Annotated in this window: 15 protein-coding genes; 8 read left to right on the top strand and 7 right to left on the bottom strand. The window is 69.8% G+C overall.

The features are described from left to right. Positions 1-23: 23 nt before the first annotated feature. The 4 genes from NRB56_RS14965 to NRB56_RS14950 are packed head-to-tail and all read right to left on the bottom strand — an operon-like array spanning position 24 to position 4,370. A complete protein-coding gene (locus tag NRB56_RS14965; protein ID WP_153342536.1) occupies positions 24-842 on the bottom strand; it encodes a carbohydrate ABC transporter permease in 819 nt (272 codons plus the stop codon). Between the two features lie 30 nt (positions 843-872). Further along, complete coding sequence (locus NRB56_RS14960) at positions 873-1,814, bottom strand: carbohydrate ABC transporter permease (RefSeq protein ID WP_319943023.1); 942 nt, start codon at positions 1,812-1,814, stop codon at positions 873-875. Positions 1,815-1,831: 17 nt separating this feature from the next. Further along, positions 1,832-3,211 carry an ABC transporter substrate-binding protein gene (locus NRB56_RS14955; protein ID WP_153342534.1) on the bottom strand — a complete coding sequence of 460 codons (1,380 nt, stop codon included), beginning with the start codon at positions 3,209-3,211 and terminating at the stop codon, positions 1,832-1,834. 34 nt (positions 3,212-3,245) lie between these two features. Continuing rightward, complete coding sequence (locus NRB56_RS14950) at positions 3,246-4,370, bottom strand: ABC transporter ATP-binding protein (RefSeq protein WP_153342532.1); 1,125 nt, start codon at positions 4,368-4,370, stop codon at positions 3,246-3,248. Positions 4,371-4,698: 328 nt separating this feature from the next. On the opposite strand from NRB56_RS14950, the gene NRB56_RS14945 reads away from it, so the two are divergent. The 3 genes from NRB56_RS14945 (at position 4,699) to NRB56_RS14935 (ending at position 9,144) form a co-directional block, all read left to right on the top strand. Then, on the top strand, positions 4,699-5,646 hold the full coding sequence (locus tag NRB56_RS14945; protein ID WP_153342529.1) for a LysR family transcriptional regulator: 948 nt from the start codon (positions 4,699-4,701) through the stop codon (positions 5,644-5,646). Between the two features lie 163 nt (positions 5,647-5,809). Beyond that, positions 5,810-7,384 carry a PfaD family polyunsaturated fatty acid/polyketide biosynthesis protein gene (locus tag NRB56_RS14940; RefSeq protein WP_319943022.1) on the top strand — a complete coding sequence of 525 codons (1,575 nt, stop codon included), beginning with the start codon at positions 5,810-5,812 and terminating at the stop codon, positions 7,382-7,384. Continuing rightward, positions 7,384-9,144 carry an AMP-dependent synthetase/ligase gene (locus tag NRB56_RS14935; RefSeq protein ID WP_153343039.1) on the top strand — a complete coding sequence of 587 codons (1,761 nt, stop codon included), beginning with the start codon at positions 7,384-7,386 and terminating at the stop codon, positions 9,142-9,144. The genes NRB56_RS14940 and NRB56_RS14935 overlap by 1 nt, the downstream gene beginning before the upstream one ends. Before the next feature lie 4 nt (positions 9,145-9,148). Here NRB56_RS14935 and NRB56_RS14930 read toward each other — a convergent pair whose 3' ends face one another. After that, positions 9,149-9,679 (bottom strand): PaaI family thioesterase, encoded by a 531-nt coding sequence (locus NRB56_RS14930; protein ID WP_153342525.1) that lies wholly within the window; start codon positions 9,677-9,679, stop codon positions 9,149-9,151. Positions 9,680-9,938: 259 nt separating this feature from the next. On the opposite strand from NRB56_RS14930, the gene NRB56_RS14925 reads away from it, so the two are divergent. The 4 genes from NRB56_RS14925 (at position 9,939) to NRB56_RS14910 (ending at position 22,475) form a co-directional block, all read left to right on the top strand. Beyond that, complete coding sequence (locus NRB56_RS14925; RefSeq protein WP_153342523.1) at positions 9,939-11,141, top strand: NAD(P)/FAD-dependent oxidoreductase; 1,203 nt, start codon at positions 9,939-9,941, stop codon at positions 11,139-11,141. Positions 11,142-11,154: 13 nt separating this feature from the next. Next, entirely contained in the window at positions 11,155-11,769 is a 615-nt protein-coding gene (locus NRB56_RS14920; protein WP_153342522.1) for a GDSL-type esterase/lipase family protein, read from the top strand. Positions 11,770-11,853: 84 nt separating this feature from the next. Further along, positions 11,854-19,314, top strand: a complete 7,461-nt coding sequence (locus NRB56_RS14915; RefSeq protein ID WP_153342520.1) for a type I polyketide synthase — start codon at positions 11,854-11,856, stop codon at positions 19,312-19,314. A 1,268-nt stretch (positions 19,315-20,582) separates the two neighbouring features. Beyond that, positions 20,583-22,475: a beta-hydroxydecanoyl-ACP dehydratase gene (locus NRB56_RS14910; protein ID WP_319943021.1), complete on the top strand. Its 1,893-nt coding sequence runs from the start codon at positions 20,583-20,585 to the stop codon at positions 22,473-22,475. Between the two features lie 78 nt (positions 22,476-22,553). Here NRB56_RS14910 and NRB56_RS14905 read toward each other — a convergent pair whose 3' ends face one another. Further along, a complete protein-coding gene (locus NRB56_RS14905) occupies positions 22,554-23,471 on the bottom strand; it encodes an alpha/beta hydrolase family protein (RefSeq protein WP_153342516.1) in 918 nt (305 codons plus the stop codon). Positions 23,472-23,484: 13 nt separating this feature from the next. Next, a complete protein-coding gene (locus NRB56_RS14900; RefSeq protein ID WP_319943020.1) occupies positions 23,485-24,015 on the bottom strand; it encodes a PaaI family thioesterase in 531 nt (176 codons plus the stop codon). A gap of 232 nt (positions 24,016-24,247) precedes the next feature. Between NRB56_RS14900 and NRB56_RS14895 the strand changes: the two genes are divergently transcribed. Next, positions 24,248-25,153, top strand: coding sequence for a PDR/VanB family oxidoreductase (locus tag NRB56_RS14895; protein WP_319943019.1), 906 nt, complete (start codon positions 24,248-24,250; stop codon positions 25,151-25,153). Positions 25,154-25,155 lie beyond the last annotated feature (2 nt).

The raw sequence follows: 25,155 nt of genomic DNA, 5'->3' as shown, positions 1-25,155 counted from the left end.
CGGCAATCGGCGTTTCCGAGGGACTAGCGGATACCCGATCGGACGAACGCGCTGACGATCTGCCGCTGCAACACCAGATACAACGCGAACACCGGCAGGCAGGCCAGGCCCGCCGCGGCCATCAGCGCGGACCAGTCGGTGCCCTCCGGGGAGAAGAATCCCTCCAGGCCCAGCTGGATCACCGAGCGACTCTGCCGCAGCACCATGGCCGGCCAGAAGTACTCGTTCCACGAGGTGATGAACAGCAGGATGGCCAGGGATGCCAAGGGGGCCCGCAGATTCGGCACCACGACCGTCCACAGGGTGGCCCACGAGGACCGGCCGTCCATGGTCGCCGCCTCCAGAAGTTCCCGCGGGAACGCCTGGAGATGCTGGCGCAGCATCATCACCCCGAGCACCGAGCACAGCATCGGCACGATCACCCCGGCGAGCGTGTTCAGCAGGCCCAGTTGCACGATCACGATGTAGTTGGGCAGCATCGTCACCTGGAACGGGACCAGCCAGGTGCCGACGAACAGCAGATAGGCCAGCTGCTGTCCGCGAAAACGCCAGCGGGTCAACGCATATGCGGCGAAGAGGCTGGTCAGCAGCTGGCCTGCGGCGGTGAGGCCCGCCACCGCGAAGGTGTTCAGCAGCAGGCCGCCGATGTCGATGATGTGCGCCGCGTCCCGATAGCCCTGGATCGACAGCGGCCACGGGAACAGCGAGGCGTCGCCCACGTCGGCCGGGCGGCGGAACGAGGTGGCGTACATCCAGTAGATGGGGAAGATGCAGGCGATGCCGAGCAGGCCGAGCACCACGTGCCCGGTCCACTGCCGTCGCGGCCGCCGGGTTTCGGTCATGTCGGATCGTCCTCCGGATATCTCTCGAATTCAGTTGTCGTGCACGCCGAACCGGTCGGACAGGCGCACCAGCACCAGCGCCAGGACACCGAAGCCGAGGAAGAACAGCACGCCGGCGGCGGCCGCGCTGCCCGCCGCGAAGCCCTGGAACGCGGTCTCCCAGAGGAAGTAGTAGATGTTCGTGGTGGCCCCGCTCGGCCCGCCCTGGGTCAGGTTGTCGATCACCGGGAACGACCACTGCGCGGACAGCAGGATCGTCATCAGCGCCAGGAACAACAGCGTCGGCGACAGCAGGGGCAGCGTGATCCAGCGGGTGGTCTGGCCGCGGCTCGCGCCGTCGAGCGCGGCCGCCTCGGTGTAGTCGTCGTTGATCCCGGCGATCCCGGCGGTCACGATGAGGCAGGCGAATCCGAGCACGTGCCAGCCGGTGATCACGATGATCGCCAGCTGGGCCGGTCCGGTTCGCTGCAACCAGTTCAGGTCGATGCCCAGCAGCCGGTCGACCGCGCCGTAGCGGGGATCGAGCAGCCACTGCCACACCACCGCGCCGGCCACCGGCGGCACCAGCATCGGGGCGAACACCAGCGCGCGGTACAGCGCGGCCGTGCGGCCGCGCAGCCGCCGGGTGACCAGGCCGACGAAGGTCGGCACGATGATCGTGAACGGCACCATGCCGAGAATGAAAACCACTGTGAGCCAGAGGCTCCGGCCCAGCGCCGGTGAAGTCAGCAGCCGGCGGTAGTTGTCGAGCCCGGCGGGCCGGGCGGCACTGGTGGGCAACATGTCCCAGTGATAGAAGGACAGCTGCACGGTCTGCGCCAGCGGGCGATAGGTCCAGAAGATCACGCACGCCAGGGCCGGCAGCAGATACAGGTACGGCGGAGCGGCCCGCAGCACCCGGCGCCAACGGGCCGGGCGCACCGAAAGCGCCCGGCCCTCGTGCGGAAGTGCCTGCGTCGCAGGCACTTCCACGAAGAATCCGGTGGCCGTCACTTGGCCGGCATCAGGGCCTGGGCCTGCTGCTGGGCCGCGGTCAGGGTCGCGGCCGGATCGGCGTTCTGGAACACCGACTTCTCCACCGCCTCCAGCATGCCGTTGCGGATCTGCACGTAGTTGTCACCGGGGAAGGCGAGCCAGGGGTGCAGGCGCTTCAGCTGATCCAGATTCGGCCGCACCAGGGGATTCTGGGCGACCCAGGGGGCCAGGGACCCGTTCGGATCGTCCACCAGGGCGGTGCGCAGCGGCAGGTAGCCGATCTTGCGGGCGATGATCGAGTACGCCTCGTCGCTGGTGAGATATTTGATCAGCTCCCAGCCGGCGCGTTGCTGTGCCGGGTCGCTCGCGGTGACGAACAGGGCCGCACCGGAATTGGTCGGCGCGGTGGGCTTGGCGCCGAACCGCGGCATGGTCGCGGCGGCCAGATCCCAATGGCCGTCGGCCGCACCCTTGGCGAACGTGCCCTGCAGCGAACTGCTTTCGAGGAACATGCCGATGTTGCCGGCGGCGAACTGCGGGAAGGCCTGCGTCTGGGTCAGCTGCGGCATCACGCCCGAACCGACCAGATCCCGCGCCATGGCGACGGACTCGACGGCGGGGGCGTCGGCGAAGGTGAGCTTGCTGCCGTCGCCCGAGAGCACGCTGCCGCCGTTCGACGCGACCAGCGCCTGATAGCACCAGTCACCGGAAACCTTGGTGAGGCAGTCGATGTAGACGCCGTCCTTGCCGGTCTGGCTCTTGATCGCCTGCGCGGCGGTCTTCACCTGATCCCAGGTGGCCGGCGGCTTGGCGGGATCCAGCCCGGCCGCGCGGAAGATCGAGGCGTTGTAATAGAGCACCGGGGTGGAGAACACGAACGGGACGCCGTAGGTCTTGCCGTGCCAGTCGCCCAGCGGCTTCGCCGTGTCGGCGAACGGATGAGCGCCACCGAAGTTGGCCTGCACCGCATCCCGGCCGACGAGGTCGTCGAGCGCGTGCGCGTGCAGCTTGTCGACCATGAAATCCAGGTCGCCGAAGATCTCCTGGGCGACCGTCGGCGGGTTGCCGGCGGCGACCTCGCTCTGCAGGCTGCTCATGGAGTTGTTGACGCCGTTCGCCGATGCGCCGCCGGGCTTCTGGGCGGTGACGGTGATGTTCGGGTGCTGCTTGCGGAAGTTGTCGAGCAGCTCGTTGAAGGTGTCGGTCCAGGGACCTGCGGTGGACAGGTTGTAGCTCTCGAAGGTGATCGAGACCTTCTGGTCGGGCGCGAGTTCGGGGACGGTGGCGACCGTGCTCGTGCTCGGGCCGCCCGACGGCGTGCCCACACTACAGGCGGTCAGGCTGAGCAGGGTCACGGCGGCCGCGGCGACGCGGGCCGGCCAATGCCGGATCATCTCGGGTACTCCTTGTTTCGCGGGGTTGATCCAATTAGGCTGGGGCAGTTTCGAATTCGGACTCGACGGCGGCCGGTTGCGGGGTGTCCCGCCAGGCCAGCCGGCGGCCGGTGGTGGCGTCGAAGAGATGTACGGCGGCGAGCGGGACGGCGAGGCCGGTGCTCGCGCCGGGGGTCAGGTTCAGCGGGCGGGGGCCGCGCAGCGCCAGGCGGGTGCCGCCGGCATCCAGATGGGCGACCTCCTCGTGGCCCATGTTCTCGACCAGTTCCACGGTGGCCCGGATCGGCGCGGTCGCGGCGTCGGCCCGGACCAGGCTCTCCGGCCGGATGCCGAGAACGACCTCGCGCGCGGGGGTTTCGCCGGGCCACAGCGGCAGTTCGATTCCGGGCGCGCGGACCAGCAGCCGGCCGTCGACGGTCTCGATCGTGGCGTCGACCAGGTTCATCGCCGGCGAGCCGAGGAAGCCCGCGACGAATACCGAGGCCGGCCGGTCGTACACCTCCGCGGGCGCCCCGACCTGTTCCAGCCGGCCGCGGTTGAGCACCGCGACGCGGGTGGCCATGGTCAGCGCCTCGATCTGGTCGTGCGTGACGTAGACGAAGGTGGTGCCGAGCCGGCGATGCAGGTCGGAGAGGTTCGCGCGGGTCGAGGTGCGCAGCTGCGCATCCAGATTGGACAGCGGCTCGTCCATCAGGAACGCCCCCGGGTCACGGACCAGGGCGCGGCCGAGCGCCACGCGCTGGCGCTGCCCGCCGGACAGCTCGCGCGGCTTGCGGTCGAGCAGCTGCCCGAGGTCGAGGGCGCCCGCGACCTCCGTCACCCGCTGCCGGATGTCGGCGCGCGACCGGCGCCGGGCGCGCAGCGGGAAGCCGATGTTGCGGGCCACCGACAGATGCGGGTACAGGGCGTAGCTCTGGAACACCATGGCCAGATCGCGTTCGCCGGGCGGCACGTCGGTGACGTCCCGATCGTCGATGAGCAACCGGCCCGCGCTCGGCTCGACCAGGCCCGCGATCATGCGCAGCAGCGTGGATTTGCCACACCCACTCGGGCCGAGCAGGACGAGGAACTCTCCGTCGGTGATATCCAGATCGATTCCGTCGACCGCCGTGACATCGCCGTATTGCTTGGTCACGCCGTGCAACTGGATACGACTCATGCCAGAACTCACCTTCGACAGGGCGGGCCGCCCGAAATATGGTGTAACAGCGGACCGGCTCAGTCGAACATTCATCCGTGTACTGCAAATGAACTGGGCCGAAACGGTTTCCGGTGCTCGGAGCCGTCCCGGGCGGTCTGAACGGGCACGATTCGCGGAATCAATCGACAATCCCGAAATCGTAATTGTCCGAGGGCGGTTCACGGCCGATGAACAACCGGTGCCCTTGGTCAGATATATACCTGCGCGCCATCGGATGGCGAACTGGGTTCACCGTCGGTTAGTCGGAGCGGATAGGCTGATCTCACCTCACGGACGGGACCTGACGATGGAATTACGACTCTTGGTATCCTTCCTCGCCGTTGCGGAAGAACTGCATTTCGGACGTGCGGCAGCACGCCTGCACCTGGCCCAACCCTCACTCAGTCAGCAACTTCAGCGCCTCGAACGCAGCCTCGGCGTCCGGCTCGTGGATCGCACCTCGCATCAGGTCGGGCTCACCCCGGCCGGCGAGGTGCTGCGCGAGCATGCCCGGACCATCATCACCCAGACCGAAGAAGCCCGGACGGCGGTGCGGGAAGTAGCGCTCGGCCGTGCCGGAGTGCTCCGCATCGGCTACAACTTCCCTGCGGGACAACGGATTCTGCCCGCGGCACTGGCCCGGATGAACACCATACTACCCAACGTCAACGTCAACCTGGTCGACAAGCGCACCGGCCCGCAGCTCACCGCGCTGGCCGACGGCGAGCTCGACATCGCCCTGGTGTACGGCCGCCCGGCCTCGGCCACGTTCCAGTTCCGGCCGCTGCTGCAGGTGCCGCTGGTGGCGGTCGTCGGCCGCGGGCACAGCTGGGCGCGCCGGTCCCGTACCTCGTTCAGTGAGCTGGCCACCCAGTCCTGCATCCTGTTCGAGCGCCAGCAGAGCCCCGCGATGTACGACGCGCTGTTCATCGCGGCGGAGCGCAGCGGCATCAAACTGAGCGTCGATCACCTGCTCGACGATCCCAACGCCATGGGGATCATGGTCTCGGTGAAGCCGGTGGTGGGGTTCACCTCCTCGCTGCACGCCGGATTCGCCTCGGCCAACCCGGGTTACGTGCAGACCGTCACCGTCGCGCTGCACGATCCGGTCCCCATCGTCGAACTGTGCGCGGTGTGGCGCGCCGACGACAACCGGCCACTGGTCCGTTCCTTCCTCGGCTGCATCGAGTCGGCCAAACCGCTCGACAGCCTGCCCCGCCCGGACACGATGCCGACACAGGTGTCGGCACAATAGATTTCGGATCATCCGAACGCGCACCGCACTCGCGAATCGCTTCGCGGGTGCGGCGCCGCGGTGTGCGCGTGCGCCCGGATCGGCCATCGCACAACCGAATCGGACGATGGTTTTACCGATCCGCCGTATTGACCCCGCCCGATTTCGCCGAAGACTTGGTGACGTGACCATCCCCATTGCATCGCCCGTACTGGCCAGGGACGACGAGTCGATCTATCAGGCGCTGTCCGTGCTGGACAGGCCGGTGTTCGTGGTGCGCGACGAGCGTGGTGTCGCGGTGACGACGGATCCGGGGGCGGCGCGCGGCCTCCGGGTACTCGCCTCGGTGCCCGCGCTGCGACCGGAATCGTTGGGGGACAGCGAATTTCGCAAGGCCCACGGTGTGCGGTACGCGTATCACGCCGGCGCCATGGCGAACGGCATCGCCTCGTCCCGGCTCGTGGTCGCGATGGCGCGGGCCGGCTTCCTGGCGTCGTTCGGCGCGGGTGGTGTGCTGCCCGCCCGGATCGACGAGGCGCTGGCGACGATCCGGCGCGAGGCGCCGGGTGCGCCGTTCGCGTGCAACGTGATCCACAGCCCGAGCGAGCCCGCGCTCGAGCGGTCCATCGTGGACGCCTGCCTGCGGCACGAGGTGCGCTGCGTCGAGGCGTCGGCGTTCATGGATCTGACGCCGCAGATCGTGCGGTACCGGCTCGCCGGGCTGCACCGGGAGCCGAGCGGCCGGGTGGTGGCGCGTAATCGCGTGATCGCCAAGGTTTCCCGCGGCGAGGTCGCCGAGCTGTTCCTGCGGCCGGCACCGGCCGGCCTGGTCCGCGATCTGCGCGCATCGGGTGAGATCACCGCCGAGCAGGCCGAACTGGCCGCCACGATCCCGATGGCCGACGACATCACCGGTGAGGCCGATTCCGGCGGCCACACCGACCGCCGGCCGCTGGTGGTGCTGCTGCCGTCCCTGCTCGCGCTGCGCGACCGGGTGCGCCGGGAATGCGGTTACGCGCAGCAGGTCCGGGTCGGCGCCGCGGGTGGCATCGGCACGCCCGCCGCGGCGGTCGCGGCGCTCACGATGGGCGCCGCCTACGTGGTCACCGGCTCGATCAATCACGCCTCCGTGGAGGCCGCGCAGTCCGACGCGGCGAAGCGGCTGCTGGCCGCCGCCGGGGTCGCCGACACCGTGATGGCGCCCTCGTCGGACATGTTCGAACTCGGGGTCGACGTCCAGGTCCTGCAGCGCGGCACCATGTTCGCGAGCCGGGCCCGGCGGCTGTACGACACCTACCGCCGTTACGACGGCGTCCACGCGATCCCCGCGGCGGAGCGCGCGGAGATCGAGCAGCGGATCCTCCAGCGCTCGTTCGACGATGTATGGGCCGACTGCGTGCGGTACTTCAGTGAACGGGACCCGGAACAGATCGAACGGGCCACCGGCAACCCGAAACGGCGGATGGCCCTGATCTTCCGCTGGTACCTCGGCCGCTCCTCGGGCTGGAGCATGGCCGCGACGCCCGAGCGCGCGGCGGATTACCAGATCTGGTGCGGGCCCGCGATGGGCGCCTTCAACGACTGGGTGGCGGGGACCTACCTCGCCGCTCCGGGCCACCGGCACGTCGCCGAACTCGCGCTGCAGATGATGCGCGGCACCGCGTTCGCCTCGCGGGTGGGCCACTTGCGCGCGGCCGGTGTCCGGCTGCCGGCCCGATGCTCGACCTACGTTCCGGTTCCGCTGACCCAGGGAGCATGATGACCCGGCAGGAATACCATGTCGCGCCGCTGGTGACGATGGCCGACGCCGACGGCCTGGCGAACGTGGTGTACGAGTCGGCCGAAACCCGTTCCGGCGCAGCCGTATTCAGTCGCCGGACGGCCGAGGGCTGGCAGGATGTCGGCTTCGGGGAGTTCGCGGCGCTCGTGCTCGGTCTCGCGCGGGGGCTGGCGGCCGAGGGGATCGGCGCCGGCGACCGCGTGCTGATCCTCGGTGCGACGAGCTACGAGTGGTCGGCGGCGGACTTCGCCGTGCTCAGCCTGGGCGCGGTGACGGTCCCGGTCTACCCCACCTCCTCGGCGGAACAGGTGCGCCACATCGTCGCCGATTCCCGCCCCCGCGCGTGTTTCACGGAGTCGGCCGAGCAGCGCGACCTTATCGAGGAGGTCGCGGGACCGGCGGTGCGCGGGCGGTCCTGGCTGCTCGGCGAATCGTTCGACGAGCTCGCCGCGACGGGCCGCGCGGTCGGCGCGGACGAGATCACCCGGCGCCGGCTCGCGGTGCGGGCGGACGATCTCGCCACCATCGTGTACACCAGCGGCACCACCGGAATGCCCAAGGGCTGCATGCTGACCCACCGCAACATCTTCGCCGCCGCGGCCAACGTGGTCGAGTTGCTGCACACGGTGTTCCGGCGCAGCCCCGACGATCCCGCCTCGACGCTGATGTTCCTGCCGCTCGCGCACGTGTACGGCCGGGTCGCGCTGTTCGGTTGCGTCTGGGCCGGTGTCCGCACCGGGCTGGTCGCCGCGCCCGCGGAGCTGCCCGCGCAGCTCCCGGCGTTCCGGCCGACCTTCCTGATCGGCGTGCCGTACGTGCTGGAGAAGATCCGCAAGGCCGCGCGGCAGGTGATCGGCGGCGCGGACTACGACGTGGCGGAGGCGGCGGTGATCGCCGCGGGCCGCGCCGACCGGCACGGCGCCGCGAGCACGGCCGGCGGCGCGGTCGAGGAGAACTTCCTCCGCCGGTTGCGTGGAATGCTCGGCGGCCGGCTCGAATACGTGATCGCCGGCGGCGCCTCGCTGGAACCGTCGACCGCGGATTTCTTCGCCGGACTCGGTGTGGAAATCATCGGCGCGTACGGCCTCACGGAGGCGTCCTCGACGGTCAGCATGAGCGCGCCGAAGGCCAACCGGCCGGACTCGGTCGGCCGTCCGGTGCCCGGCACCACGATCGCGATCGCCGACGACGGGGAGATCCTCGTGCGCGGCGCGCAGGTCTTTCCCGGGTACTGGCCCGACGGCGGGCACGCGGACATCGACTGGCTGGCGACCGGGGATCTCGGCCGCCTCGACGAGGACGGATTCCTCTTCATCACCGGCCGGCGCAAGGAGATCATCGTCACCAACAGCGGTAAGAACGTGGCGCCCGCGCCGCTGGAGGACCGGGTGCGCCTGCACCCGCTGGTCAGCAACTGCATGGTCGTCGGCGAAGGTCGTTCGTACATCACGGCTCTGATCACCGTGGATCCGATGATCCTGAGCCGCTGGGCCGCGGACAACGACGTCGATCTCACCGGCGGCGTGCCGGCCGAGGATCCGCGCCTGATCGCGGAGATCGCGACGGCCGTCGACGCGGCGAATCTGCTTGTCTCGCGCGCGGAGTCGATCCGCCGGTTCGCGATCCTGCCCGCCGACTTCTCCGTGGCGCGCGGGCATATGACGGCGTCACTTCGCTTGCGCCGCAAGGCGATCGAGGAGGACTTCGACGCGGTCGTCGAAGCCCTCTATCGGAGCTGACCCGCTATGCGGCGGCCAGCCGGCAGAAGTACTGCAAATCCACCTTCGCGACGAGCGCGCCGGAGTCGTCGCGCAGCAACGCTTTTCCGGTGAGATCGAACTGGTCCTCGGTCCGGCGCGCGACGACGTCGGCCAGGACCGGGGAGGCGACGGTGCCGGTGGCGCGGATCCGCCCGTGCGCCGCGCGCAGGAAGGTGGCCCGGGTGTCGCGCAGCACGAAGGTCCGCAGGTGCAGGATCCGGGGCGCGATGGCGCCGGAGAACGCACCGGCGCAGGCGACCTCGGCGGCGAGGAACAGGGCGCCCGCGTGCACGGTGCCCAGATGGTTCAGCTTGTCCGGCTCCGCCGGTATCTCGGCGACCGCCGAGTCCGGGCCCAATTCCGTCATGCGCACCCCCGCCAGATTGACGAACGGCACCAGGGTGTCGACGGTCCGGCGTATCTGTTCGTAATCCGGTATCTGCGCGCCGGCCATCTCCACCAACCGAGCCTGTGCTGCGGCGATTTTCGAGGCCGGTTCATTTTCTGTCGGCATGTATTGATTACCGCACGGCGGTTGTACTCCGCGATGAACGGCGGCTGAACTCGGATATTCGGGCGCGCAACCGTTTTCGGAATACTTTGCCATTGCCTGTGATCGTCGTCCGATCGGATTTCAGAATTGCGGGTGTCGATCCGGGTGGTCGCGTCAATATACTCGTTATCGGCGTGGTTGCCGGTCATCACGGTTTCCGGCTCACGGCACTTTCACAGCGATCGACCGCTCGAGTGATTGATTTCTAGGAGGCGCCCGGATGTATGACGCGATCGTGGTAGGCGCGCGCTGCGCGGGTTCACCGGTCGGGATGCTGCTGGCGAGGCGGGGTCACCGGGTTCTGGTGGTGGACCGCGCGACATTCCCCAGCGACACCGTCTCGACCCACTACATCCAGCAGCGCGGCCTGGCCCGGCTGTCCGCCTGGGGCCTGCTGGACAAGCTGGTCGCCACCGGCGCGCCGGCGATCAAGCATATGACGGTGTCCTACAAGGACATCGTGATCGCGGGCTTCGCCGACGCCATCGGCGGGATCGACGCCACCTACGCGCCCCGGCGCACCGTCCTCGACCCCATCCTGGTCGAGGGTGCGCGCGCGGCCGGCGCCGAGGTGCGCGAGGGCTACACCGTGCACGAGCTGATCTTCGAGGACGGCCGGGTGGCCGGCATCCGCGGTTCGGAGGCCGGCGGCGAGATCCGGGAGGAGCGGGCCCGCATCGTGATCGGCGCGGACGGCACCAACTCGTTCGTCGCCAACGCCGTCGAGGCCGAGTTCTACACCCGGGTGCCGGCCGAATGTTTCGTCTACTACACGTATTACAGCGGATTGCGGACCGACTTCCACAGCCGCATCGGTGATCAGCAGCAGATCGGCATCTGGCCCACCCACGACGACCTGACGCTGGTCGCCGTGATGCGAAAGCTGGACGCCTATCAGGACTTCCGCGCCGACGTCGAGGGCAACTTCGTGAACATCGCGCGGGACATCGTGCCCGAGTTCGCCGAGGAGCTGACCACACACGGCAAGCGCGAGAGCCGATTCCAGCCGATGCGGTACCCGGACAACTACTACCGGCAGTCCCACGGCGACGGCTGGGCCCTGGTCGGTGACGCGGGCTACCACAAGGATCCGCTGACCGGGCTGGGCATCTCCGACGCGTTCGAGTACGCGGAACTGCTGGCCGATCGGGTGCACGAGGGCCTGTCCGGACGCCCGATGGACGAGGCGCTGGCGGAGTACCAGCGGATCCGGGACGAGAAGTCGCACTCCGGTTTCGAATTCACCACGTCGATCTCGAAGCTGGAACTCACGCCGCAATTGCTCGCGGTTTTCCAGGCGCTCGGTTCGAACGCGGACGCGGCCAAGGATTTCTTCGCGATGATCGGTGGCGGAATGACCGGCGAGGAGTTCTTCGCGCCGGAGCGCATCGCGAAACTCCTCGGCGCCGGAGCGTCGGCGTAGCCGGCGGAGTCCGATGTCGGAAAACAGTCTGACAGTCGTCGGGGACAGTTGTGCGGAGGGCCGCGGCGGCATTGTGCGCGCCGACGGCTCCTTCGCCGGGTTCGTGGTGCAGATCACGAAAAGTCTCGGTATCTCCGGCCCACTGGTGAATCTCGGATCCTTCGGCGCCACAACGCAGGACGTGGTGAAGCGGCAATTACCGGTCGCGCTGGCCAACCCCGCGCCGCTGATGGGTGTGATCGTCGGCGGGAACGATCTGGTCACCGATTACGACCCCGAGCGATTCCGGCGCAACCTCCGGCAGATCTACGCGAGCCTCGTGGGCCCGGAACGGCTGGTGTTCACCACGAACTGGCCGAACATCCCCGACAAACTACCCGGCCTGGAAGAGTCGTTCCGAGCGGTGTTGCGGGCGCGGTTCGCCGAGGCCAACGCCTATCTCGACACCCTCGTCGACGAGTTCGATCTCGTATGCCTCGACCTGGTGAACGCGCCGATCTGCGCGGATCCCGTCATGTGGTGCCCGGACGGGATGCATCCGAGCCCGGCCGGGCATCAGCTCATCGGCACGGCGCTGGCGGATCTCATCGACGAGGTCCGCACGCTGCGCGTCGCACAGCCCCGATAGATCAGAACATCCTCGCTGATCAACGGCGATCAGAGCAGACATTTTCGCAATGCCCGGATCGGCAGCTCCAGACAGAGGTAGCACATGAACGACCAGAGCCCGCACCGGCAGGAGCCGGCGAACGCGTGGCGGCTAGCGGACAATCCGATCGCGATCGTCGGAATGAGCGGCCTGTTCCCGATGGCGCGCAACTTCCGGGATTTCTGGCAGAACGTCGTCGACGCGGCCGACTGCATGTCCGACGTTCCGCCGTCGCGCTGGGACCTCGACGAGTACTACGACGCGGACCCGACCGTGCCCGACAAAACCTATTGCCGGCGAGGCGGTTTCGTGCCGGAGGTGCCGTTCAGCGTCACCGAGTTCGGGCTGCCGCCGAATCAGCTCGAGGTCACCACGGTCGTGCAGTTGCTGAGCCTGGTCGTCGCGCGCAACGTGCTCGCCGACGCGGGCGCCACCGGATCGCCGTGGTATCGGCCCGAACGCACCGGCGTGGTGCTGGGGGTGGCCGGGCCGACGACGTTGTCGCACCCGCTGGCGGCCCGGCTGTCCACCCCGGTGCTCGAGGAGGTCGTCCGCAGCTGCGGGCTGACCGCGGCCGACGCCGAGCAGATCGCCGACCGGTACGCCGCGGCCTTCCCGGACTGGGAGGAGAATTCCTTCCCGGGCCTGCTGGGCAACGTGATCGCGGGCCGCGTCGCCAATCGTCTCGACCTCGGCGGGATGAACTGCACGGTCGACGCCGCGTGCGCGAGCTCGCTGTCGGCGGTGCACATGGCCATCAGCGAACTGGTCTCCGGCCGGGCCGACATGATGATCACCGGTGGCTGCGACACCGAGAACTCGATCTTCGGCTACATGTGCTTCAGCAAGGTCGGGGCGCTGTCCCGCTCCGGAAACATCAAGCCCCTCGACGACGGTGCCGACGGCACGCTGGTCGGCGAGGGTATCGGCATGCTCGCACTCAAGCGGCTGGCCGACGCCGAACGCGACGGTGACCGCGTGTACGCGGTGATCCGCGGCATCGGCTCCTCCAGCGACGGACGGTTCAAGAGCATCTACGCACCGCGCGCCGAGGGCCAGCAGGCCGCCCTGCGCCGCGCCTACGCGGACGCCGACTGCTCGCCCGCCTCGATCGCGCTGTTCGAGGCGCACGCCACCGGCACCCGGGTCGGCGACCAGACGGAGCTCACCGCGCTGAACGCGTTGCTGCGCGCGGAGACCGACGAGACCGGCTACGCGGCCATCGGCAGCGTGAAGTCGCAGATCGGCCACACCAAGGGCGCCGCCGGCGCCGCGAGCCTGATGAAACTCGCACTCGCGTTGCACCACAAGGTACTTCCGCCGACGATCAACGTCACCAAGCCGAACGCCGCCCTCGACGCCGCCTCGCCGCTGTACGTCAACACGCGCACCCGGCCGTGGATTCGCGACCCGCGGCGGCCGCAGCGCCGGGCCGCGGCGTCGGCGATGGGCTTCGGCGGCACCAACTTCCACGCGGTGCTGGAGGAGACCACGCCCGGCCGCGACCACCTGCGGACGATGCACCGCACCGCGCACGTGCACCTGTGGCACGCCGCCACCCCGGCCGAACTGGCCGAACTGCTGGGCTCCGGCGCGGAACCCAACGGGGACAACGGAATTCCGGCCGAGCACGCCCGCGTCGGATTCGTCTCGCGGGACGAGCGGGAGGCGGTGACGCTGCGCGAGCTGGCGGCCGCCGAACTGGCCCGCGTCGCCGACGCCGACGACTGGTCACACCCCAAGGGTGTCTTCTTCCGCCGCCACGCGCTGCCGGATCTGAAGGTGGGCGCGCTGTTCGCCGGCCAGGGCAGTCAGTACGTGGACATGGGCCTGGCCGCGGTGCTGAACAACCCGACCGTCGCCACCGCCTTCGACGAGGCCAACGCCGTCTTCACCGACGCGGCCCGGCCGCCCGCGGCCGTGGTGTTCCCGCCGCCGGTGTTCGACCCGGAGGTGCGCAACGCGCAGGAGAACATGCTGCGGCGCACCGAGTACGCGCAGCCCGCGATCGGCGCACTGTCGGTGGGCCAGTACCGATTCCTGGCCGAACGCGGCCTGGAATGCGCCGGATTCATGGGCCACAGCTTCGGCGAGCTGACCGCTTTGTGGGCGGCCGGTTCGCTGGCGGCGGAAGACTTCTTCACCCTGGCCAGGGCGCGCGGCGAGGCGATGGCCGTCGACGCGCGGGATGCCGATCCCGGCACGATGGCCGCGGTGCAGGCCACCCGCGAACAGGTGACCGAGATCCTCGGCGCGCACCCAGACGTGAGCGTGTGCAATCACAATGCGCCGGAACAGGTGGTGGTCGGCGGCGGGACCGACGCCGTCGGCGCGCTCGTCGCGGACTGCCGCGAGCGCGGGCTGACCGTGCGGGAGCTGCCGGTGGCCGGGGCATTCCACACCGGTTACGTCGCGCACGCGGTCGAGCCGTTCCGGGCGGCCGTGGAAGGCATCGACATTCGGGCCCCCCGGCAGCGCGTCTACGCGAATTCCGAAGGCGCGGAATACGGTTCGGACGTAGCGGCGAACCGTAGCGCGCTGACCGGACAGCTGCTGCGGTCCGTCGAGTTCGTGCACGGGCTGCAGGCGATGCACGCGGACGGGTGCAACGTCTTCGTCGAGTTCGGGCCGAAGGGCACGCTGACCCAGTTCGTGCGCCGGACCCTCGGCGCCGACGTGATCGCGATCGCCACCGATCAGGGACCGACCGGCGACAGCGACGTGGCGCTGAAGAAGGCCGCGCTGCAACTGGCGGTGCTCGGCGCGCCGATCGCCGATGTGCACCGGCACGACGCCCCGGCGTTCGCCGAGATCGCCGCGGAGGGGATGGTGGTCCAGCTCAACGGCCGCGACTACGTGCCGGACTCGCGCCGGAATCGCTACCGTACGGCGATCGACGCACCGGTGGTGCTGGAGGCGGTCTCGTCCGCCGCTGCCGAGGCGGCGGAGGCGGCTCGGGTGCTCGCCGAAACGTCGGCGGCCGCAACGGTTTCCGCGGCAGTACCGCAATCGGTGGCGGTGGCCGGCCCGCATGGGGATGCGGCGTACGCGGATGCGGCGGTCGGCGGTCACGCGGATGCGGCGGTCGACGGGTACGCGGCCGCAGCGGCCGGCGGATATGCGGACGCAGCGGTTATCGGTCATGCGAACGCAGCGGTCGGCGGGTACGCGGACGCCGTGCCGGGTCGGCACGCGGACGCTGTGGTCGACCGGCACGCTGTTGCCGTGCCGGTACCGTCGGCGGTCACCGTGCCCGATCGGTATGAGGCAGCCATCCAGCCCGCGAACAGCGCGCCGGAACCGGTGTACGCGGGTCCGGGGCTGGACGTGATCACGCAGCAGCACCTCGCCATCCACAGCCGGTACACCGAGGGGCAGCTCGAGGTCGCGCAAGGATTGGTCTCGGTGTTGCGGGAGGCGCAGCTGACCGGTGACACCGACGATCGACTATTGGCGAGCGTCGAGGCCATCAAGGATCAGAGCCTGGCCATCGGGCAGACGCACACTCGGGTCAACGAGATCCTCGCGTCGCTGACCGAGCTCGAATACGGCGGTGGCACTCCGGCTTTCGCGCCGCCGGTTCCGACAGCCCCACAGCCGCACGGCACGAACGGTTTTCACACCGGTCTCCCTGCCGGCAACGGGAACGGGAACGGACACGAAAACGGCCACAACAACGGCCACAACAACGGACACGGCAACGGAAACGGCGCGCACGCGCTGCCGACGGCGCTGTCCGAGAGCCCGGCCGGCAACTCGACCGGGGCACCGGCCGATCGGACGGAAGCTGCTGCCCCGCAGACGCTTCCGGTCCCGGACCCGGTCGCGCCGATTGCTTCAGCCGCGCAGCCGCTTCCGGTCTCGGAGCCGGTCGCGCGGGTTGCTCCGGCCGCGCAGCCGCCGGTGAACGGCGCCGCGACCCTGGACACCGATGCGGTGTGGTCGGTGCTCGTGGACGTGGTGTCGGAGAAGACCGGGTACCCGCCGGAAATGCTTGCGCTGTCGATGGATCTGGAAGCGGATCTCGGTGTCGACTCGATCAAGCGGGTGCAGATCATGGGTGCGCTCGGTGAGCGTGTCGACGGTGTGCCGACCGTCGGTCCCGAGCAGGTTTCGGAGCTGCGGACGCTGAACGACATCGTGGGATTCGTCGCCGCTGCGGCGGGCGCCCAGGCCGCACCGTCGGCGGGATCGGCCGCAGTCGATGCGGATGCCGTCTGGTCGGTGCTGGTGGACGTGGTTTCCGAGAAGACCGGTTATCCGCCGGAGATGCTTGCGCTGTCGATGGATCTGGAAGCGGATCTGGGTGTGGATTCGATCAAGCGGGTGCAGATCATGGGTGCGCTCGGTGAGCGTGTCGACGGTGTGCCGACCGTCGGTCCCGAACAGGTCGCGGAATTGCGGACGCTGAACGACATCGTCGGCTTCGTCGCCACGGCCGCGGGTGCACCGGTCACCGGCGCCCCGGCCGCGCCGTCGGCAGGATCGACCGCAGTCGATGCGGATGCCGTCTGGTCGGTGCTGGTCGAAGTGGTGTCGGAGAAGACCGGTTACCCGCCGGAGATGCTTGCGCTGTCGATGGATCTGGAAGCGGATCTCGGTGTCGACTCGATCAAGCGGGTGCAGATCATGGGTGCCCTCGGTGAGCGCGTCGACAGCGTGCCCGCGGTCGGTCCCGAGCAGGTCGCCGAGTTGCGGACGCTGAACGACATCGTGGGATTCGTCGCGGGCGCGGGCGATGCCGGTGCTCCGGCCGAGTCCTCGGCGGGTGCGGCCGGCGCGGATGCGGTGTGGTCGGTGCTGGTCGAGGTCGTGTCCGAGAAGACCGGGTATCCGCCGGAAATGCTTGCGCTGTCGATGGATCTGGAAGCGGATCTCGGTGTCGACTCGATCAAGCGGGTGCAGATCATGGGTGCGCTCGGTGAGCGTGTCGACGGCGTGCCCGAGGTCGGACCGGAGCAGGTCGCCGAGTTGCGGAAGCTCAACGACATCGTCGGCTTCGTCGCGGGCGACGCGGCGGTCGGCGATTCCGCCGGAAGTGTTGAGCCCGAACAGATCCGGGCAGTCGACAGCGGCGACTCGGATGCGGATGCCGAGCCGGTCCGGTTGCGGATCGAGTCGGTCCGGCTCCCCGGAGTCGACCGCGCCGACAACCCCTACGCCGCCGACCGGGTCGCGCTGATCGTCGACCACGGCGACGAGACCGCGGGTGTGCTCGGCGACGCGCTCACCCGGAACGGATGGACCGTGCACACGGCCACCGTTGCGGCCGAACCGGATTCCGGAGTCGCGAGCTGGGACGGCGCCACGCTGGCCGAGGCCCTCGGCACGGCGCTGGAAAGCGCGGCGCGGCTCGACCTCTGCCTGACCGTCCTGCCCGCCGACGGGCAGTGGCCGGTGGGCGCACGCGCGCTGGCCGACACCATCCTCACCGCGAAGCTGGTCCACGACCGTCTCATCGAGACGGTGGAGGCCGGCACCCGCGCGGCGTTCGTCACCCTCACCCGGATCGACGGCGCGCTCGGCCACCGCGGTGACCGTCCGGCCGGTGTGGCACTGGTCGGCGGCGTCGGTGGACTGGTCAAGACCCTCGCGCAGGAGACGCCCGGCTTGTTCTGCCGCGCACTGGATCTCGCGCCGGAACTGGCCGGTGACGCGCTGATCGACACCGTGCTGGCCGAACTGGACGATGCGGCCGTCGATGCCCGGGAGGTCGCGATCGACGCGTATCGCAACCGCTCGACGGTCCGTCCGCTTCCGGTGGAAACCTTCGATGCCGCTGCGGAACTCACCGTCACCACCGACGACGTGCTCGTCGTCACCGGTGGCGCGCGCGGTGTGACCGCGTGGTGCGTCCGTGAACTGGCGAGCCGGTGCGCCTGCGAGTTCCTGCTGCTCGGGCGCACCGATCTCGAGGACGAGCCGGAATGGGCCGCGGGCGTCGAGGACGGTGGCCTCAAGGCCGCCGCCATCGCGGCGGTGCGGGCCGCGGGGGAGCAGCCGACCCCCAAGCAGATCGACCGGATGGCTCGTAACCAGCTGGCGCAGCGTGAGATTCGGGCCACCGTGGCCGCGGTCGCGGCGACCGGGGCGAAGGTTCGCTACCTCGCGGTCGACATCACCGATCCCGAAGCGACCGGGCAGGCCCTCGCGGCGGATGCCGCGCGGGTCACCGGCATCGTGCACGGGGCCGGTGCGCTAGCCGACGCGCTGCTTCCCGCGAAAACCACCGCCGATATCCGGGCGGTGCTCGCGACCAAACTGGACGGGCTGCACAACGTCGTCGGCGCGCTCCCGGACGCCGCGCTGCGGCACGTCATCGTGTTCGGTTCGGTGGCAGGCGTTTTCGGTAATCCGGGCCAGGCCGACTACGCGGTCGCCAACGAGGCGCTGAACCGGGCGGCGATCAGCTGGCGGCAGCACGGGTTCGCCGGCCACGTCACCGCGGTCAACTGGGGCGCGTGGGACGGCGGCATGGTCACGCCGGAACTGCGGGAGGTGTTCCTCGCCAGAGGCGTTGCGCTGCTGGGGATGGACGCCGGAGCCCGGATGTTCGCCGAGCAGTTCACGACCGGCCGCGCAGATGACGTGTCGGTGCTGATCGGCCCGGCGGCTCCGCTCGCCGTGGCCGCGCAGCCCGCCGCCACCCGCGCGTTCGCCACCCATCGCGACCTGGCGTCGCTGGCGGCGGATCCGGTGATCCTCGATCATCGGGTCGGGCAGTTCCCGGTGTTCCCGACGGCTGCCGGACTCGGGTGGGTGATCAACGCGGTGGAACGGGCCAATCCCGGTCTGCGCGTTATCGAATGCTCCGGATTCGAGGTGCTCAAGGGCATCGTGTACGACGGCCCGGGGGAGCGGGACTGCCGGCTCGAGGTACAGCCGGGCGAGGTGACCGGCGACCGGCTCACGGTGAAGGCCCGGATCACCAGCACCGAACCCGGAAAGACCTTCGCCCCGGCGCATTTCGCGGGTACCTTCGTCCTCGCTCCGGCATCGGCGCCGGCGCCGATGACGCCGGCGTGGCCGGGTTACCCGATCGGCGAGGGACCGGAGAACGGGCTCGACGTCTACCGTGACGCCCACCTGTTCCACGGCCCGCTGTTGCAGGGCGTCCGCCGGATCCTGGAGCGGTCGGATCGGCGCCTGGTCGTGGAATGCGCACTGGCCGACACGCCGATCGGGGAGGGCAATTACGCCGGGACCCTGCACAGTCCGGTGCTCGCCGACGTGGTCATCCAGGCGGGCGCGCTGCTCGGGGTGTGGTTCATGGACTCGGGTTGCCTGCCCCTGGCCATCGGCCGCGTGGAGTACTTCGCCCCGCTGCCGTCGAGCCGTCCCTTCGTGGTCGTGGTCGACGACCTGCGGCCCGACGCGACCGGGAAAGCGGTGACGGTGACGGTAACCGCGTGTGACCCGAACGGCCGTGTACTGCAACGGTTCACGGATCTCTTCGTGGTCGCGACGCCGGAGATGACCGAGAAGTTCGCCGAGGCCGTGCGCCTGCGGGAGCAGCGCGGATGACGACCGTCGACGCGTGGAGAGGAGTTCCGATGACGACACAACTGGACGCACTCGATTTCGACGGCGAGCCGTTCGACGCGCTCGAATGGGGGATCACGGGGGAGCCGGGACGACCACCGGCTCGGCAGACCCCGGCTGGTTCCGGCCTGGCCCAGTCGGTTCCGGCTGCACAGGGTTCGGCTCCGGCCCAGTCGGGCCGGCCCGGGCAGGGTTCGGCTTCGGTCGGTTCGGCTTCGGCCGTGCAGGGTTCGGCGCCGGTCGGGACGGCTTCGGCCGTGCAGGGTTCGGCGCCGGTCGGGTCGGCTTCGGTCGGATCCGTTCCGGCCGTGGACGGTTCGGCCCTTTCTGGGTCGGTTCAGGCCGTGCACGGTTCGGCCCTGGCTGGGTCGGTTCCGGCAGGGCAGGGTTCTGCCATGGTCGGGTCGGTTCCGGCCGCGCAGGGTTCGGGCCTGGTCGGGTCCGTTCAGGCCGGGCAGGGTTCGGCCTCAGCCGGGTCCGTCTCGGCTGCGCAAAGTTCGGCCCTCGCGGGGTCCGGCCCGGCTTCGCCGGGTTCGGCCTTCGCCGACTCCGGTCAGGCTGTGCAGGGTGCTGCCCTGGCCGGGTCGGACGCTGCCTCGCAGGCGTCTCCCCAGGGCCAGTCGGCTCGGGCCGCGCACGGCTCGGACTCGGCTCGGTCGGACTCGGCTGCGCGGGGTTCGGTTCTGGCTCAGCAGGTTTCGACCGAACGGGCGTCGGCTCCGGCCCGGACGGGTTCTGCCTCGCCGGTTCCGGCTCGGCCGGCCACCCCTGGCGCGACTCCGAACACATCCTTACCGGCCGAATGGGCGGCGCCCTCCTCGCCGTCGACCGCTGCCTCGGCCGCCGGCCGGCCGGGCAGGGCGGACCCGGCTGCCGCCCCGCGCGGTGGTGACCCGGTTTCTCAACTGCTGCAAGATGTCCGGGCCGAACTGGTCTCCGCGCATCTGTCCGCGATGGCCGTGCAGGCAGCCTTGCAGCGGCAGGCGCTGAACGCGATGGGCCGGCCCACGCCGGCCATCGCGCCACGGCCGGCTCGCGAGCATCAGCCCGCAGCAGCCATCACGTCCCACGCGGACCGTGAGCATCGGTTCGCAGCGGCCATCGCATCCCAGTCGGAGCGTGAGCACCGGTCCGCAGCGGGCATTGTGTCCCAGTCGGCGCATGAGTTCCGGTCCGCGGCGGGCAGCGCGTCGCACCTCGCGCACGAGTACCCGGGCACCGCTTCCCGGTCGGTGCAGGAACAGCCTCCTGTGCCGGAGACCGCCTCCGGGCGGGCGTACGAGGACCGGCCTGCGGCGATCATGGCCGAGCAGGCATATACGGTCGTGCTCGACTACACGCCGGAGGGTGGTCTCACCGTCTCCGCCACGCCCGGTCGTGACGTGGTGATCGACCCGACGCAGCCGGCGACGAGTATGAGCGCGTTCAAGGCGCTCGCGCGCACCCCGGTCACCGCGCTCGACGGTGCCGCGCTGGCGGCGCTGGTCCGTGGTGAGATCGCGGCGGTGTTCGGGTCCGCCTACGACCAGGAGGGGGTCAACCCCGCGATCCGGCTGACCGAGGGCGTGCACGGCACCCTCACCGAGGTGCTGGACATCGCCCGGCACGCCGGCGCGTGGCGGCGGGGACGGGTGCGGGCCGCCGGCCGGATCGACGGGCCGGATCTCGTCGCCGGTGTCGTCGAGATCGCCTGGCAGACAGCGCAGGTCTTCGCGATGCAGGTCGGTCTGCACCTGTGCATGGCGGAGGCGCGATTCCACGGTGGCGCACCGCTCGAGGCGGACGCGCTCGCGGTGAGCGCGGGACCGGTCGAGGTGGTCGCCGAGGTGGTCCACATCGACCTGATCCCGCGGCCGCGGCTGCGGATCGACGCCGAGTTCCGCCGGGGCGCGACGGTGGTGGCGCGGATCCGCGCGCTGTCGCTGGAGATCCGGGAAGCGCCCGGCCTGCCGGTCGGGCCGGAGGCCGGTGGCGTGATTCCCCGATTCTTCGGCCGCCGCAACGTCTTCGGTGATCGGGCGCTGCTGGGCGAGTTCCACATGACGCACAGCGCGCGCGGTGATCTCGACATCGCGCTCGGCCCGGAGTTCACCCGGTACGCGGGCCGTCGCGCGACCCGCATGCCGAATCACGGTCTGCAGCTGTGTGATCGGGTGATGGCCGTGGAGGGTGAGCGCGGGAAGCTGACCGGCGCCACCGGGCACACCGAATACGATTCGCCCGCAGACGCCTGGTACTACGCCGAATCCGCCAACGCCTCCATGCCCAACGTGGTGTACATGGAGACGTCGTTGCAGTCGGCGCTGTTGCTCGGCTATTTCCTCGGCGCCACCCTGACCGCGCCGCAGGAGGACTACAGCCTGCGCAACCTCGACGGCACGGCCACCGTGTTGCGCGAGGTCGACCTGCGGGACAAGACGATTCAGCAGACCAGCAAGCTGCTGAACACCACCGTGCTGGTGGGCGCCGTCCTGCAGACCTTCTCCTACGAACTCTCGGTGGACGGCGAACCCTTCTACGAGGGTGAGTCGCTGTTCGGATTCTTCAACGCTCGCGCGCTGGCGAACCAGAACGGCCTGGACAACGGCGAATTCGTCCCGGCGTGGCTGGACGCGCAGCCGGACCGGCCCGCCGTCCGCGTCATCGACGTGGCCGCGCGACGGGCGGCAGGTACCGGGTTCCGCTGCGCGACCGGGCATCTGGCGATGCTCGACCGGATCGAAGTGGTCGACGGCGGCGGTAAATTCGACCAGGGCTATCTGCGCGCCGCGCGCCCGGTCCGGGAGGACGACTGGTTCTTCTCCTATCACTTCCACCTCGATCCGGTGATGCCCGGATCGCTCGGCGTGGAGGCGGTGATCCAGGCGATGCAGGAGTGGGCGGTCGACACCGGCCTGGCGGCGGAACTGGTGGCCCCGGAGTTCGTGCTGCCGGTCGGGGTGCCGATGTCCTGGCGGTACCGCGGGCAGATCCTCGCGGACGAGAAGGAGATGTCGCTCGAGGTGCACATCAAGAGCGTCGAGCGGCGGCCCGGCCGGGTCCGGGTGATCGGTGACGCGAGCGTCTGGAAGCCCGGGATGCGGATCTACGAACTGCTCGACGTCGCCATCGAGCTGCGGGGCGTGGGCGCCGGAAACCGGTGACAACAGAAGAATGCGCCCTCGCCGCGGAATCCACTGCGGCGAGGGCGCTTTCGTCTTCGGAAGGAAACAGCTCCCGAATCACGGTGTTTCGTTGATCCACTCCGCGATCAGCTCGCTCAGCACCGGCCCGTCCTTCACCCAGGTGAAGTGATTGAGGTTGCGCACACCCGAGTTCGCGTCCAGGTGCCGGCGGGTGACGTTCGCCGCGCGCAGCCGGTCGGCCAGGAAGTCCACCGTCGACTTCGGGCCCAGCGGATCGGATTCCAGCGACAGCATCAGCACCCGCGCCGGATTGTCGCGCAACAGGCGGTCGTAGTTCACCCGGGAGCCGCGCGGCCGGTACCGTCCGGTCGTCGCGTGCCGCGACCAGTCGACCATCACACCGCCGGCCATCGGCCCCGCCATCAGCTTGCCGCCCGCCCAGTGCCCGCGCAGCCGGGACACCGCGTGCACGTACTGACTGCCGAGCAGCACGATGGGCCATCGCCGCCACGGGAACGAGCGCCAGTAGACGCTGCCGGTCGCCATCGTGACCACACCGGCCAGCTCGCCGGGCACGGTCGCCGAGTACAGCAGCGCCAGCTGACCGCCGAGGCTGTGCCCGAACAGGTACAGCGGCGCCTGCGGGAAGCGTTCCCGCACAGCGGCGACGATCGCCGGCAGATCCGTCTCGAGCATCTGCCGATACCCGTAGTTCGCGGATTCGCCGAGGGCAGGCAGGCTTTCGCCCTGGGCCCGCAGGTCGACCGAGGCCGCGGACAGGCCGCGATCCCGTAGCGCGGCGAGCATCGGCAGATAGAACTTGGCCTTCATCGCGATCGCCGGGATCATGAGCAGCACCGGTGCGGCCGGATCGGCGGCGGGCAGCACGCGCACGACGAACGACGCGGCCGCGCTCGCCGGGGACGCGGCGACCGTGACCGGCAGCGACTCCAGGCCGGTGAAGTCGAGCTTGCGCCCGCCCTCCGGCTTCGCGGTCTCGCTGGGAGTGGACATGGCTCTCCTCGTCTCAGACGGATTCGGCAGGGAGCGCGGCGAATTGGGTCACATAGTCGAACGAGACCTTGCCCACCAGCACATCGTTGTCGTCGTAGAGCATCGCCTTGCCGTCGACATCGAAGCGGCGCTGATCGGTGCGGTTCAGGATCGCCCGGATGGCGCGCTCGTCGATGGTGCCGACGGCGCGGATCCGGCCGATGGCCGGCTTGAAGAACGCGGAACGCGCGTCGCGCACCACCATCCACTCGACCTGGTCGATCTGCGGCGCGGCGGCGCCGACGAACGCCACCGCGCAGGCGACGTCCGCGGCCAGGTAGAGGGCGGCGGCGTGCACGGTCTTGACGTGGTTGGCCAGCCGGGGATCGGCCGGGATCTCGGTGACGGCATGGTCGTTGTCGAGCTCCGTGGTGCGCACGCCCGCGTGGACGGCGAACGGCACCGACTCGTTGGCGATTTCGCGGAGCTTGTCGTAGTCGGGGTTTTCGGTGGCGAACCGGGCGAACGCAGCGAAGGCACGGTCGAAGAACGTAGTTTGCGTCACGCTACGCAGTATTCCGTTGTCTGACACTGTAAAACGCGCCCATAGGCAGATCCGATCGCCGGTCACCGGGTTGCCGAACGAGCATCGGCCGAGTCGGCGGCGGCCGGTAGCCTTCGAATCGGCGGCGTATTCCAGCGCGGGAAATCAACGCGGCCCGGGAAATTCGAAAGAGGCAAAAATCGTGCCCCCAGTGAGCCCGCGTTCCGAGACCGATCTGCATGTGGTTCGCGTCGTGTCCGAAACCGACGAGGTCCGCTCGTTCGACCTGGCCGCCGGATCCGGCGAGGATCTCCCGCGGTGGGATCCCGGCGCGCACATCGACCTTCATCTGCCCGGCGGCCTGACCCGGCAGTACTCGCTGTGCGGTGACCCCGGCGACCGGCGGCGGTGGCGGATCGCGGTCCTGCACGAGCCCGCCGGCCGCGGTGGTTCGCGGTATCTGCACGGGCCGGTGAGGGCGGGGACCGGGCTGCGAGCCGGTATGCCGCGCAACAACTTTCCGCTCGTCGACGCGCCGCGATACCGGTTCGTCGCGGGCGGGATCGGGATCACCCCGCTGCTGCCGATGATCGCCGCGGTGGCGGCGTCCGGCGCGCCGTGGACCCTGTACTACGGCGGACGCAGCCGGGACCGGATGGCGTTCGTCGACGAACTGACCGGTTACGGCGACCGGGTGCGGCTGTACCCGCAGGATCGCTGCGGATTGATCCCGCTGGCAGAGGTTTTCGGTTCCGACGACGCCGCGATCTACTGCTGCGGCCCGGAACCGTTGCTGCAGGCCGCCGAAGCGCAGCAGCGGGCCCGCGGCACCGGGTCGCTGCACCTGGAACGTTTCCAACCGGCCGACATCGCCACCGACCCGGCCGCCGACGGCGCCTTCGAGGTCGAGTTGCGTTACGCCGGTACGACGGTCCCTGTGGCCGCCGGGCAGTCGGTGCTGTCGGCCCTGCAACGGGCCGGGGTCGACGTGCCGTCCTCCTGCGAGGAGGGGACCTGCGGGAGTTGCGAGACCACCGTGCTCGAGGGCGAGGTGGACCACCGTGACTCGGTACTGAACGAGGAGGAGCGGGCGGCCGGCCGCACGATGATGCTGTGCGTGTCACGAGCCCGCACACCGCGGCTGGTCCTGGACCTGTGAAA

This window comes from Nocardia aurantia (assembly GCF_009604425.1).
Taxonomy (GTDB): Bacteria; Actinomycetota; Actinomycetes; order Mycobacteriales; family Mycobacteriaceae; genus Nocardia; species Nocardia aurantia.
Note: the sequence above shows the minus strand (reverse complement) of the source record. Positions and strands in the feature narration are given on the sequence as shown.

Coding starts and splice junctions, on each gene's coding strand:
- NRB56_RS14965 (WP_153342536.1), bottom strand. CDS start 842: ATGACCGAAACCCGGCGGCCGCGACGGCAGTGGACCGGGCACGTGGTG.
- NRB56_RS14925 (WP_153342523.1), top strand. CDS start 9,939: ATGTATGACGCGATCGTGGTAGGCGCGCGCTGCGCGGGTTCACCGGTC.
- NRB56_RS14930 (WP_153342525.1), bottom strand. CDS start 9,679: ATGCCGACAGAAAATGAACCGGCCTCGAAAATCGCCGCAGCACAGGCT.
- NRB56_RS14915 (WP_153342520.1), top strand. CDS start 11,854: ATGAACGACCAGAGCCCGCACCGGCAGGAGCCGGCGAACGCGTGGCGG.
- NRB56_RS14950 (WP_153342532.1), bottom strand. CDS start 4,370: ATGAGTCGTATCCAGTTGCACGGCGTGACCAAGCAATACGGCGATGTC.
- NRB56_RS14905 (WP_153342516.1), bottom strand. CDS start 23,471: ATGTCCACTCCCAGCGAGACCGCGAAGCCGGAGGGCGGGCGCAAGCTC.
- NRB56_RS14955 (WP_153342534.1), bottom strand. CDS start 3,211: ATGATCCGGCATTGGCCGGCCCGCGTCGCCGCGGCCGCCGTGACCCTG.
- NRB56_RS14945 (WP_153342529.1), top strand. CDS start 4,699: ATGGAATTACGACTCTTGGTATCCTTCCTCGCCGTTGCGGAAGAACTG.
- NRB56_RS14935 (WP_153343039.1), top strand. CDS start 7,384: ATGACCCGGCAGGAATACCATGTCGCGCCGCTGGTGACGATGGCCGAC.
- NRB56_RS14920 (WP_153342522.1), top strand. CDS start 11,155: ATGTCGGAAAACAGTCTGACAGTCGTCGGGGACAGTTGTGCGGAGGGC.